Source organism: Aquimarina sp. AU119 (assembly GCF_900312735.1).
Lineage (GTDB): Bacteria > Bacteroidota > Bacteroidia > Flavobacteriales > Flavobacteriaceae > Aquimarina > Aquimarina algiphila.
This window is the reverse complement of the sequence record NZ_OMPF01000035.1, coordinates 1-13731: the sequence shown is the minus strand read 5'-3', so window position 1 is coordinate 13731 and position 13731 is coordinate 1. Positions and strand designations below refer to the sequence as shown.

At 36.5% G+C, this 13731-nt stretch carries 11 protein-coding genes; 3 read left to right on the top strand and 8 right to left on the bottom strand.

Annotated features, from left to right (window positions below; genetic code table 11):
- Positions 1-28: 28 nt before the first annotated feature.
- Entirely contained in the window at positions 29-1546 is a 1518-nt protein-coding gene (gpmI, locus tag DK442_RS25190; protein ID WP_109438686.1) for a 2,3-bisphosphoglycerate-independent phosphoglycerate mutase, read from the bottom strand.
- Between the two features lie 320 nt (positions 1547-1866).
- Between gpmI and DK442_RS25185 the strand changes: the two genes are divergently transcribed.
- Together DK442_RS25185 and DK442_RS25180 are read left to right on the top strand one after the other, a co-directional pair.
- Positions 1867-2250 (top strand): ankyrin repeat domain-containing protein, encoded by a 384-nt coding sequence (locus tag DK442_RS25185; protein ID WP_109438685.1) that lies wholly within the window; start codon positions 1867-1869, stop codon positions 2248-2250.
- A 478-nt stretch (positions 2251-2728) separates the two neighbouring features.
- Positions 2729-3109, top strand: coding sequence for an ankyrin repeat domain-containing protein (locus DK442_RS25180; RefSeq protein ID WP_109438684.1), 381 nt, complete (start codon positions 2729-2731; stop codon positions 3107-3109).
- 65 nt (positions 3110-3174) lie between these two features.
- Here the strand turns inward: DK442_RS25180 and DK442_RS25175 are convergent, their stop codons facing one another.
- The 4 genes from DK442_RS25175 to DK442_RS25160 all read right to left on the bottom strand — a co-directional run bounded on the left by DK442_RS25175 (position 3175) and on the right by DK442_RS25160 (position 6007).
- Positions 3175-3939, bottom strand: coding sequence for a M48 family metalloprotease (locus DK442_RS25175; protein ID WP_109438683.1), 765 nt, complete (start codon positions 3937-3939; stop codon positions 3175-3177).
- 171 nt (positions 3940-4110) lie between these two features.
- A complete protein-coding gene (locus DK442_RS25170; protein WP_109438682.1) occupies positions 4111-4620 on the bottom strand; it encodes a CAP domain-containing protein in 510 nt (169 codons plus the stop codon).
- Between the two features lie 57 nt (positions 4621-4677).
- Positions 4678-5403: a M15 family metallopeptidase gene (locus DK442_RS25165; RefSeq protein ID WP_109438681.1), complete on the bottom strand. Its 726-nt coding sequence runs from the start codon at positions 5401-5403 to the stop codon at positions 4678-4680.
- Between the two features lie 40 nt (positions 5404-5443).
- Complete coding sequence (locus DK442_RS25160) at positions 5444-6007, bottom strand: ClpP family protease (protein WP_370444685.1); 564 nt, start codon at positions 6005-6007, stop codon at positions 5444-5446.
- 126 nt (positions 6008-6133) lie between these two features.
- On the opposite strand from DK442_RS25160, the gene DK442_RS25155 reads away from it, so the two are divergent.
- Positions 6134-6559 carry a GNAT family N-acetyltransferase gene (locus DK442_RS25155; protein WP_109438859.1) on the top strand — a complete coding sequence of 142 codons (426 nt, stop codon included), beginning with the start codon at positions 6134-6136 and terminating at the stop codon, positions 6557-6559.
- Positions 6560-6632: 73 nt separating this feature from the next.
- Here DK442_RS25155 and DK442_RS25150 read toward each other — a convergent pair whose 3' ends face one another.
- From DK442_RS25150 to DK442_RS25140, 3 genes are all read right to left on the bottom strand, one after another.
- Complete coding sequence (locus DK442_RS25150; protein WP_109438679.1) at positions 6633-7796, bottom strand: gliding motility-associated C-terminal domain-containing protein; 1164 nt, start codon at positions 7794-7796, stop codon at positions 6633-6635.
- Between the two features lie 237 nt (positions 7797-8033).
- A complete protein-coding gene (locus tag DK442_RS25145) occupies positions 8034-11828 on the bottom strand; it encodes a Calx-beta domain-containing protein (RefSeq protein ID WP_109438678.1) in 3795 nt (1264 codons plus the stop codon).
- Positions 11829-11845: 17 nt separating this feature from the next.
- On the bottom strand, positions 11846-13731 hold a 1886-nt coding region (locus DK442_RS25140), incomplete at its 5' end, for a collagen-like protein (protein ID WP_200825173.1).

Here is a 13731-nt window from a genome sequence, read left to right as displayed (position 1 = left end):
AAGTTGACTTCAAAAATGTGAACTCTCCTTATTTTATGAGAGTGTTTTGTGTCATAGCATCTGGTTTGTCAACTCCCATGAGATGTAAAATGGTTGGAGCAATATCTCCCAAAACTCCATCTTTTACATCGATTTGATTGTGATCAATCAGAATAAAAGGAACCGGATTTGTAGTGTGAGCGGTATGAGGTGTTCCATCAGGATTAATCATCGTTTCACAATTACCATGATCAGCAATCAGAATGGTAGAATATCCATTTTCTAAACCTGCGGTGATTACATCTTTTGCACATTCATCTACAACTTCACAAGCTTTAATAGCGGCTTCCATTACTCCTGTATGTCCTACCATATCACCATTAGCGAAGTTAAGACATACAAAATCCACATCTCCTTTTTGCAATTCGGGAACAAGAGCATCTCTAAGTTCATATGCGCTCATTTCTGGTTTAAGGTCGTATGTGGCTACCTTTGGAGAGTTTCTTAATATCCTGGATTCTCCTTCAAAAGGTTCTTCTTGTCCACCAGAAAAGAAAAAAGTAACGTGTGGATATTTTTCGGTCTCAGCAATTCGTATTTGAGATTTACCTGCCTTAGAAACAATTTCTCCCAGAGTTTCTGTAATATTATCTTTATTGTAAATAACCTTGATACCTTCAAAATTTTCATCATAGTTCGTCATAGTAACATAGTATAATGAAAGCTTATGAGTATTAAATTCATGCATGTCTTTTTGAGAAAGCATTTCTGTTAATTCACGACCACGATCTGTTCTAAAATTAAAGAAAATCACAACATCATCCTCTTTTATAGTGGTTACTGGATTGCCATTTTTATACATGCTAATAGGCTTTATAAACTCATCAGTAACATCATTATCATAGCTTGCCTGAATACTTTCTATTGCATTTGTACTTGATTCTCCAACCCCATTAACGACAAGGTCATAGGCTAGTTTAACACGTTCCCATCTTTTGTCTCTATCCATAGCATAGTATCTTCCTATAATAGATGCTAATTCACCTGTTGTTTTAGACATGTGATCCTGGATATCCTGTATATGGTTTATTCCTGATTTTGGATCAACATCTCTACCGTCTGTAAATGCATGGAGGAAAACATTTTTTAGTTCATGCGAATCTGCAGCGTCAAGTAAACCTTTGATATGATTGATGTGAGAGTGAACTCCACCATCGCTTACTAAACCAAGTAAATGAATATTTTTATCATTTTCTTTTGCATATTGAAAAGCATCAGCTAAAACTGATTCATCTTTAAGTTTATTATTTTCGACAGCCATATTAATTTTGGCCAAATCCTGATATACAATTCTACCAGCCCCAAGGTTCATATGTCCAACTTCGCTATTACCCATTTGTCCATCAGGTAGCCCAACGTGAAGACCGTCAGTACGCAAAGATGCGTTAGGGTATGTTGTATATAAACTATCAATATATGGTGTGTTAGCATGATCTATTGCCGATACTTTTGGGTCAGGAGAAGTTCCCCATCCATCCAATATCATCAGGATTACTTTTTTGTTCATGGTATTTATACTCTTAATTAAAGTTTTGGTTGGTTAATGATGATTGAGCTAAAAAAAGCCCAAAAATAAAGCAAAGAGACAAATTTACAACTTCGTTGATAAGCATGCAAAATGCATATGTTATTCCTGAGTGATTTAAACCTGTATTTAAGATTAACTATAGAGGAGTTTTTGTGAAACTATTAACGGATTTGTGTAGGCAAGGTTAAAAGTGAGTTATTCTTAAAATTAGAGCCTTTTTTTTAGGAATAATATAATTTATTTGCAGTGTCAAAATTTGACATATCACAAATCAATAATGAACCTAAAAAAGTAAAAAAATGAAAAAGTTAATTGTTTTAATGTTATGTATGGTAGTTAGTTTTGCATTTGCAACCGATCCTGTGAAAAATGATAATGGATATAAGGTTAAAAAAACTGAAATTATTAGTGTTTCTCCGTTTTGTATTTCAATAGCCAAGGGTGATTATGAAATGGTAAAAAAAATGATTGAATTAGGCACAGAAGTTAATAAATATTCTGAGGGAATGACGCCTCTTATGTATGCAGCTCGTTATAACAGACTTGAAATTATTAAACTTTTGGTGTCCAATGGAGCAAAAATTAATACAAAAAATGATAAAGGATTTAATGCACTTAAATATGCTGAACTATCTGGAGCAGTTGATGCTAAAAAACTTTTGTTAGAACTCAAAAAGAAGTAGCTTTTATAGAGTTATCTATATAGTAGTACTTAATCTGTTTACCTGGTATTTGTATATGCTTAGGTAAACAGATTTTGTTTTTAATAGAATTACTACCACTATCATAATGTTTTGTTATTTAATAATTTATATCCCAATGTTAAATATAATAGTGTTATTTTTGTTTGTATTACTTTTATAATGTGATAGTAATACTTTTAATTCTTGAAATTTGCAATATCTATTTAATAAAAATAGTAGCTCATTTTCAATATAAATTAGGAGTGATTTGTTTGATTTGATAATCTCCCAGAAACTCTGCTTGTTAACATCAACAAGCAGAGTTTTTTATTTATTAAAAAGTAAATAATATGAAATGTAACAGCATAATTTTTTGTTAGATGAAGGTTAAAATTATGTTATTTAGTACAAAAGGGTGTAACAAGGTATAGTAAATAAGGTCATACATGTATAAGTCAATCATTAAATCGAATTCATTATGAAAAAAACAGTTTTTGTAACCGTATTGGTTATGAGTATTACTTTTGTTGGTTTTGCAACAGAATCAATCGAGACTTCAGTTAGTCACGATTATGAACTAAACAACTATAAATCAAATCCATTTTGTATGGCTATAGTAAAAGGAGATGTAGAAGTTGTAAAAAAAATGATAGAACTTGGGAGCGATGTTAATGAAAAGTGGGATGGTATGACACCACTTATGTATGCTGCTCGCTATAATCGCGTAGAGATTATTAAAATCTTAGTGAAAAAAGGAGCAAATGTCAAAACCAAAGACCCCAAAGGTTATACGGCAATGAAATTTGCAAAATTATCTAACGCAAAAGAAGCGATAGCATTATTAGAAACATTAAAATAGGTACATAGAGTATCTATACTTTACGTAAACACTCTGTCTAATGGATATTTAGACAGAGTTTTTTATTACCTGCTATATTCTAATATAGCTTCTCTGATTTTTTCTACACGATTATCTGGATCGGGATGTGTGCTTTGAAATTCTGGTGTGCGATTAGGTCCGGCAGCTGCTTTTAGAATTTTCATAACCCCAATCATTTCTTCTGGATTATATCCTGAATTAATCATAAATAACACTCCCAGTTTATCACTTTCTAGTTCATCATCACGTCCATTACCTAGCAATACATTTTGTCCTATACTATTTACAATTCCTCCCGCATCTGCACCTACAGAAGCTCCTGTCGAAATTGTTTTCCAAAATTCGTGCTCTGCTATTCTTTCTGCTGAGTGCCTTCCCAAGACATGACCAATCTCATGACCAAGTACGCCAGCAACCTGATCTTCATTCTCTAATTTGGATAATAGGGCATAGGTAATAAATATCTGACCTCCTGGTAGAGCAAATGCATTAATAGTATTGGGGTCGGCCAGTAAGTGAAATTCATATTGGTAAGGGGTTTGCTTAGCCATACTCGAATTCACTAATTTGTTCCCGATCATATCGATATAACTTTGTAATTTTTGATCTGGGTATAGTCCACCATGTTGCTGAGTCATTTGTGGAGCACTTTGTAATCCTATAGAAATTTCTTGATCACTGGTCATATTTATATTTTGTACTCTATCAGTATAAGGATTTAGCGTTTTATTATTACATTTTTTAAAAAATGCAAAAGCAACAATTGCTAAACCTATTAATATTCTAAGTTTTAAGCCACCACGTCTCATTAGAAATTAATTTTTTTAAAATGTCAAGCTTAAAGTTAATAAATATAAAAGTTGCTTACTAAATAAAATGTAAAAAACACTTTTTAGTAAGCAACTACTAGAGGTTAGATATCATTTACAACCAATATAAACGAAATTAGTGCTATCCTAGCATAGTTGAGTTAGCATAGTTTAGCGATAAAATAACTGAGTATAATAATATTTTCCGCTTTCATCTTTAATAGCGGCAATACCTGTGTGAGTATAATTTCCTTCTATGTTTTTTCGGTGTCCGTCACTACTTATCCAGGCATCAACTACACTTTTTGCATCTGGATAAAAATTAGCAACATTTTCTGCCATTCCTCTTGCATTCTCTTTTTCATTTAACACATCTCCTCTTGCATCAAAATTATCATGATTAATTTGACCCTGAGAAATCATATATCTAGTGTGATCAGCTGCTAATTCATCGGCAGTTTGATTTGAGGTCAATGCCGATAAGCCTTTTGTTGCACGATATTCATTAACTAATCTTAATATTTCCTCGGTAATTGAAGTGTTACTTGGAGTTCCATCCACTCCTGTAGGGTTTTCAACTCCCGTATTTTCATCAGGAGGAGTGCCATCATCATCAGAACAGGAAATGGCTATAGATAAAATAATAAATACAAATAAATATTTAATTGAAGAAATTTTCATAAGTGGGGCTTTTTTATTTAGAATAACTAAAATAGTATAAATTTAGTATATAACCCCTTATAATAATTCTGGATTTATATCCAGTATGTTTTCTTTAATGTACTGATTAATAAAGTTTTCTGTAAAAAAATCACTTCCTAATAACTTTACTTTTTTTAACTCTGATGCGATATCTACTTTTTGATATGCTTTTAGCATAGGAATGGATATTGGAGCATAAGAATAATGCCATGGTTCATATTTAAATCCTTTTCTGTCTTCTTTATCAGTATATACCAGATAAAAACCAAAAGAATTAGCATGTGTATCCATCCATTCTTTAAATTTACAAAAAGGACCTTCACTATCAAAATTCTTTGCTAAAAGCAAGCCTTTGGGTTGAGGTGGGTTACCATCTACGATATCTAAATCAGTACCCCAATGGTGTCTTGATGTTCCTGGTATTGTGGAGTACTCCACAATTTTTTTGATAGCGTTAATAGGAGATAATCCCTCTTGTGTAAACTTTTTATATTTGCGTTCCCATATGCGATTTTGATGAGCATAATTTCTATAACTGGAAACGACTTTAATTTTAAATCCACTTTTCAATGCTTCAGCTTTCATTTTTAAAAATGCATCATAGGCTTTCTTTTGCAGTTTATATCCATCTCCGTATAGAGAAGGATCACTTTTACCCATTAAATCATCTTTAGAAAACTCTGACTGAAGCATAGAAAATGATGACAATGAAAACCCTATCATTCCTAAAGTGCTTAGACTAACAAAATCTCGTCTTTCCATTGACATTATAATTTATAATGGTATTCTCTTTAATTATAATTTATTCAAGAATTCCATCTACAATTCCATACTCTAAGGATTCTTGAGCATCCATCCAGTAATCTCGATTAAAATCTTTTAATACTTTTTCTATGTCCTGGTCACAATTGTCTGCTAGAATCTGTGCGCTTAATTCTTTTGTTTTAAGAATTTCTGCAGCTTGTATTTCTATGTTAGAAGCTTGACCTCTTGCGCCACCACTAGGTTGATGAATCATTACTTTTGCATGAGGTTGTATAAATCTTCTTCCTTTTGCTCCTACACTTAATAGAATAGAGCCCATAGATGCTGCTAGGCCTGTGCAAATAGTTGACACAGGGCTTTTAAGACTTTTTATAGTGTCATACATGGCAAATCCTGAAGTAACATATCCTCCTGGACTATTAATATAAAGTTTAATTTCTTTATCACTGATCATATCCAGATACATCAATCTATCGATAACATGCTTTGCAGATTTATCATCCACTTGACCCCAAAGAAAAACACTACGTTCTTCTAAGAGTTTTTTATCAATAAGATCTTGAGTTTTTCCTGATTTTTCTTTCATTTTTATGGTTTTAATTTTTAAAGAAAGACAAAAAAATAAAATAATTTGATGGTATTAATAAAATTACCGTATTCTATATTTTTTAAGAATTCTTTACATCTTCGAGATAAATGTATAATTATTTTTGCAGAAAAGCATCATATGAATTTAGCATTTCACAAAATTTTAAAAGAGGACTTTAGTCAGGCTCTTCCTCTCATTCAAAAACTAATGAATAATCAATTCACAGATGAAGTGTTATTAGGAAGATTTAATGAAATGTTTGATCAGAATTATGAATGTTTTGGTGTATACTCTGATGAAAAGTTAATAGGAGTTTTTGGATTGTGGTTTATGACAAGACACTATGCAGGTCGTTCTTGTGAACCAGATCATGTGTATATAGATGATCACTATAGAAATCGAGGAATAGGGAAGAAGGTGTTTGATTGGATTTATGCTTATGCGAAAAATAGAGGTTGCGAAACCTCAGAATTAAATAGCTATGTTGCAAATTATCCTTCTCATAAATTTTATCTGAATGAAGGTTATGAGATTTGGGCGCATCACTTTGTGAAAAAATTGTAGTTTTTATTTGATGAAGAATATTGAGGTTAATGTAAAGTAATAGGTATTTAATCTTGATTTTTAAGTCAAAGATTTATTCATTAATATATAAATAACCAGCACGATCTTTTTCTCCATCAATTTTAAGGACATAATAATATGTACCTACCGGAAGTTTTTCACCTTTGGCAATAGTCGCTCTTCCTTCAGAAATACCGGCAAAACCATCTGAATTGGTTTGTGCTTCATGATATTGTTCTCTTTGGTATACTAAAACTCCCCATCGATTATATACGAATAGTTCATTATTAGTTTCTCCAAGACCATCAATTCTAAAGAAATCGTTGTCTCCATCACCATTTGGAGAAACTGCAGTGTATATCTCTAAGTCTCCGTCCAACAGCATATCAGATGTCCCAAAAGTAAGAACAGTATAATTGTCAGGAATCATAAGTTCAGAAGTAATTTCACCTGTGTTTAGATCTCCAGATACTGTAGAATTTCCAAGATTTACCCATTGTCTTAAATTTGAGTCCCATCCAACTACTCTTAAATTATTGATATCATCTACAAGTGTTGGAATGTTGCTATTGTCATCCCAGGTTAGTGTAACTCGTGTTTCTATATCTCCATCAAGATCCCAAAACTCAAAACTACTTACTCCAAATAATAAGTTATCAAAACTATTGGTGTTGAAGCTTGTTGGGAAGAAATTAGGGGAATTTGGATCTTCAAAATAATATGCTCCTCTTGCTGTATTTGTAGCTGCTTGACTTTCTATACGCATAGGTCGTAGTCTGAAATCATCTCCAATAGGAAATGTAAAATCTAATACTCCGGTAATAGAAGCATATCCATCTACATAACGATCATCATTTTCACCTAAATACGGTGCATCATTAATGTAATCTAAAGAAACATTACGCCTATCTCTTGGTGTTTGAACTCTCCCTGCAGTAAACTCTTGAAAATTAGTTACTGCTACTGCAACTTCAAGTTGTAGGTCATCTCTTACGTCAACTTCCATATCGTAAAAAGTAGGCCTGTTATTTCCAGAAACAGTTAAGTCGCCAGATGTATTGTAAAAACCAACCATGCCACCATCGTTTTCATCAAAAGTACCATCATTTATTAGATCGGTATGAAAACCAACTTCTGCATCAGTATGTGTTTGTAGATTTCCATAGTTGTGAAATGCTTGTTGTCCTATTGTTGTGTAGGTCAGGAAGAATGCGATTATGTAGATTATTTTTTTCAAAGTATATAGGGGTATTACGATAATTACGGTTAAACAGTAATTAATAGGTGGTAAATATACTCAAATACTTACATTTGACAATGGTTTTTTTCGATAAAAATCAATTATCTATCGATAAAATGCGTTTTTAGTTCGATTAAGTGCAGGTATGCTTGGGTAATTAGGAGTTGTTTTTGACATATGTGTTATTTTTATGGGGTATAATTATTTAACGATATTAATGTGATTTTATTGGTCTCATAGTTTATAAAAACTTACACATCCACATGCTGGACCTGTACCTTGGGGTGAAGGTGCAGCTCCAGAGCCGGATATTATGGTGTTTTGAAATGCACCCAAAGCCATTGTACTTGTAAATAGATAGTTAAATGTTCCGTCTCCATTATCTGTTGTAATTAAAGTATGGTTACCAAGGTTTAATCCTGGAATACTAGCATAGGGAACATTTTGTATATATATTTCATAGTTAAATGGTGTAGCTGTTGTATTTTGGACCTGTAATTGATATGGGCTAAACGCGCTATTTTGTCCATCATCAAAATTGTTGATAGATAGATCAGTAGTAAGCGTTCCTGTTGGTACAGAGCTTGTGCCTCTTCTACCTCTATTTACTCTATATGTTATTCTTCTATTGGTTATTACAGTTCCATTTCTTACATCTAATAGTACTTCATTGGAAATAACGTCAATACAAGAACTATTCTCATTATTGATTATAACTCTATATTGATAGGTGTCATAGTTAATAGGAATAGTAGTCAAAGTTAATGTGTTTGTGGTAGCTCCTGAGATTGCAGGACTACTTCCACCGTCTATCAAATTTGTCCAAGATATGCCACTATTTGTACTTTGTTGCCATTGATAGAATAATGTTCCATTTCCAGTAGCTGCTACAGAATAATTAGCCGTTCCGCCAGTAATAACAGATTGCGCAAGGGGTTGAGTATTTATGTTTGTTGTAGCAACTGTAATTACTTCTGTTGTTGTTGCTTGTCCATTTGGAGATACCACGTTAGGTACTCCGTTAGTCTGGACACCTCCTGTAAGTTCACCATCCCCATCAATATCTGCCGTGGTAAAACTTCCTGCCGCTTCAAGAGCGTCAAAACAACCATCTCCATCACTGTCGTTATCAATAAAATCGGGAAGGTTATTAGTATTGGTATCAGGGTTTTCTATAATATCTACAGATGCATCTGCTTGACCATCATTATTAGTATCTGTATACCCTGTATCACTACTATTGATTACTCCATCATTATTAGTGTCAAAAGCTCCGTCTCCTCCTTCTACAACATCAAAGATACCATCATTATCACTATCTAGGTCGAGATAGTTGGGTATACCATCACCATCTTGATCTACAAATAAAGGGATTTCACAAAGATCTCTAAATCGAATTCGTTGATCGTTAGCAGCACCTCCGGTGGAAGCTGTAAATCCAAAAAAGACCAAATTGTTTCCACCAAAATAATTGTTAATTATATCATTAGTAAGTGTACCTGCTGTAGTGCCATCTACAGTGTAGGTAATTGTATTAGTAGTTGAATCCCATGTGATGGTAATGTCATGCCAGTTTCCATCTTCTAAATTTCCTAGGCTTATGGCGGTAGTTAATAATCCGGAACCTTGCTGATTATCAGAATCCCAAATCATACCATGGTCAGCTCCTATATCACCACGGGGTGTTGGTCCATTGTTCCATGTATCTAATTCGAGTACAATTCCATTTTGAATACCTTGTGCTCCCATTCCTTCTCCAGTTCCACCTACTGCTGCTGCTCCAGCAGGGTCATCATGAAAAATAATAGCAATTCCATCAGCGCCACTATTATTATTGCTTCCAAGGAATGCTTCAAATGAAAAAGAGAAACTGTCATTAAAATCTATTCTATCCGTAATCGTAGCTGAACCTGCCTGATTATTCAGATCTTGAGTTAGTTGAGCTTCAAGGGGGCCAATCTGAACTGCATCTCCATTGATCGAAAATATATCAGATATTACAGTGTTCTCAGCACCATCTTCAAAACAATCTGGGATTCCATCATTATCATTATCAATATCATTATTATTAGGTATACCATCTCCGTCGATATCTGTAGAAGTATCAACATCTAATATGGTTCCGATTCCTTGACTATCAGTAATAATGACAGCCGGGTTACTTACTCCTGTCAGGTTTACGAAAAAAGTCTCTGTAGGCTCTGTTGCCATATTAAAAACAAGTGGTACACTGATCGTTTGTGTCTCTCCGCTAGTTCCTGAAAAAGTTAGAACAGGAGGAGAGCTAGTTGTTATATAATCTCCAGGAGCTGTAGCTGTATTATCTGCTGTGGTAAAAGTTACAGTGAAACTTCCGCTAGTATCAGCACCATTATGAGTTACCGTAAAGTCAATTGTTCCCGCACTTTCAGATCTAGTTAGGTCATTGATAATAATTGAAGCATCATTATCTTCAATAGTTGCTTCTCCTTGATTATCACTTGTTGCAACTAATGAACTGCTCACCGTACCTAAGTTTACAAAAAAGTTGTGATTTCCTTCGATATCAGTATCATCTACTATTGGTATTGTTATTTGTTGTGTTTCATTAATATTACCGGTAAAATTAATAGGAGAAGGGGTGGCTCCAACAGTAGTATAATCGGCTGGGTTAGTTGCAGAACCATTAACAAGCGTATAGGGCACAGAAAATCCTCCTGCTACATTTGCTCCTGATAACGTAATGGTAAAAGTTGCTGTTCCATCTCCTTCATTAACAGTAACATCATTTATTGCTATAGAGGCATTGTCATCATCATTAATTGTAATTTCTCCTTGTCCATCAGATATAGTTATAGAAGGATCGCCCACAATAGTACCAAGGTTTACAAAAAAACTTTCAGTGGCTTCTGCAAAATTATCATCGACAATAGGGATAGGAACCGTTAAAGTTTGATTTTCAGGACTGGTACCAGAAAAGGCTATAGTTGAACTTGTAGTTGTATAATCAGCAGGTGTATTGGCTGAATTATTGGCCGTTGAATATGCTACCGTAAAAGCTCCAGCAGCATTTCCACCAGAGTGACTAACGGTGAGGTCAGCAGTACCTGCATTTTCGTTTACAGTGATATCTGATATAGCTAATTGTGGAGTAGTAGCACTACATGAAATTGTAGCTTCCCATCCATCTTCTGTAAAAGAATTGTCAGAGCTAAAAACAAATGTTAAACATCCAGAAGGATTTGTAGCGGTTATTGTACCAGGGGGGTTAGTGTTATAAAATGTACCGATTAATGTTCCAGAGGTATCACTACCATCATAGATTTGTAAAAAATCCCAAATAAAACCAAAGGATGGAACCTCTACATCAAATGCAGTAAAATCTGCAATAAGCATGGATCCCGGAACATCTGGACAGATAGTATGTGTTAAGTTTTCATTGTTTTGATACTGGTTAAGATCACCTCCTGTATCTCTAAAAATAGTGTTACAGGTAGTTGTAGTGATTCCATCTGTAATATTAAGTACGCCAGTCTCAAATTGAACGTTATCGATAAAAACAGTTTCATTAGTATTATTCCAAGTTCCGCTCCCTGTGATGAATCGAATACTCGAAGCACCAGAAATTTCAGAAGGATCTAATGAATAAGTTATAGAACCAGTACCAGCTCCTGTGGTTGCAACTGTATTCCAGCCTGTACCATTCCATAATTGTACAGATATGGTTTCGTTACCAAAAGTACGGTTATAGTCTAATGTTAATACAACTGTAGAATAAGTGGATAAATCAATAGCTCGACTGATATTAGCATTATCCATGTTTCTAAATCTAAGTTGATTTGAGTTTACCCGAATTCGACCATTAAAAGCGCTATTATTGTCAAACTCCACCCAGCTAGTAGTCCAAAGTTGGTTCCCACTGCTATTTGCGTAATTGGCTCCACCGTTAAAATTATCGGCATATGTATCTTGACCAAAAGAAGTGCTAATTGGTAAAATAACCAATAGAACCAGTTTAATCAGATATGATTTATTAAATATAAACTTCATATTATATTATCAGCAGATTATGGTCTAGATGTTTTAACAACAAATACTACATTAATTAGTGCATTAAAATCTGCAGGAGTATTGACAATTTCATAACTCATCATTCCAGTAGCACTGATAGAAATTGTTGTTGGGCTTCCAAAAACAAAACTATCGGCAAATGTTACATAATAATATAATTCATCTCTGTCATACGTTGGTATGGTTGGCGCAGTTGGATCACTAGCAGCTACTGGAGAACCAAATTGATCTAAATATTGTTGATATAAATCAATAGGTGTTTTTACACCAGTAGAAGAAGCGTCTACCGCTATTGACGGTGGATAGAAAATTCTTGCTGCCTTAGTAACAATAGGAGTAATAGCTTCTATTACCTCTTGTACTGTGGTTTCGTCAGTCCCATCAACATCAAGATCTACTGGGGTGTTAGGGACTTCAGAGGCTGTTTGATCATCAGTTGAAGGATCACCTTGAGGTCCAGTAGCACCCGTTGGCCCTTGCGCTCCTGTTGCTCCAGTGGAGCCAGTTGGTCCTTGTGGTCCAGTTAGTCCGATTGGACCTGTAGCACCAGTTGGTCCTTGCGCTCCAGTTAGTCCAGTTGGTCCTGTATTACCAGTCGGTCCTTGTGCACCGGTTGCTCCAGTAGCACCTGTAGGTCCTTGAGCTCCGGTTGCTCCAGTGGCACCTGTCGGTCCTTGTGCACCTGTATTTCCTGTTGGTCCTTGCGCACCTGTTGTTCCAGTGGCACCTGTATTTCCTGTTGGTCCTTGCGCTCCTGTTGCTCCAGTGGCACCTGTCGGTCCTTGTGCACCGGTTGCTCCTGTTGCTCCAGTGGCACCTGTCGGTCCTTGTGCACCAGTTGCTCCAGTAGCACCAGTTGGTCCTTGTGCTCCGGTTGCTCCTGTTGCTCCAGTGGCACCTGTCGGTCCTTGTGCACCGGTTGCTCCAGTGGCACCTGTTGGTCCTTGCGCTCCGGTTGCTCCTGTTGCTCCAGTGGCACCTGTCGGTCCTTGTGCACCAGTTGCTCCAGTAGCACCAGTTGGTCCTTGTGCTCCTGTTGCTCCAGTGGCACCTGTCGGTCCTTGTGCTCCGGTTGCTCCAGTGGTACCTGTCGGTCCTTGTGCACCAGTTGCTCCAGTAGCACCAGTTGGTCCTTGTGCTCCGATTGCTCCAGTGGCACCTGTCGGTCCTTGTGCTCCAGTAGCACCTGTATTACCAGTTGGTCCTTGTGCTCCAGTAGCACCTGTATTTCCTGTTGGTCCTTGCGCTCCTGTTGCTCCAGTAGCACCTGTTGGTCCTTGTGCTCCGGTTGCTCCAGTGGCACCTGTTGGTCCTTGTGCACCAGTTGCTCCAGTAGCACCTGTTGGTCCTTGCGCTCCTGTTGCTCCAGTGGCACCTGTCGGTCCTTGTGCTCCAGTAGCACCTGTATTACCAGTTGGTCCTTGCGCTCCAGTAGCACCAGTTGGTCCCTGTGCTCCGGTTGCTCCAGTGGCACCAGTTGGTCCTTGTGCTCCGGTTGCTCCAGTGGCACCTGTTGGTCCTTGTGCACCAGTTGCTCCAGTAGCACCTGTCGGTCCTTGCGCACCTGTATTTCCTGTTGGTCCTTGCGCTCCAGTTGCTCCAGTGGCACCTGTTGGTCCTTGCGCTCCGGTTGCTCCAGTAGCACCTGTCGGTCCTTGCACACCAGTTGCTCCAGTGGCACCAGTTGGTCCTTGTGCACCAGTTGGTCCTTGTGCTCCGGTTGCTCCAGTGGCACCTGTTGGTCCTTGTGCACCAGTTGCTCCAGTGGCACCTGTTGGTCCTTGTGCACCAGTTGCTCCAGTGGCACCTGTCGGTCCTTGTGCTCCAGTAGCACCTGTATTACCAGTTGGTCCTTGCGCTCCAGTTGCTCCAGTAGCACCTG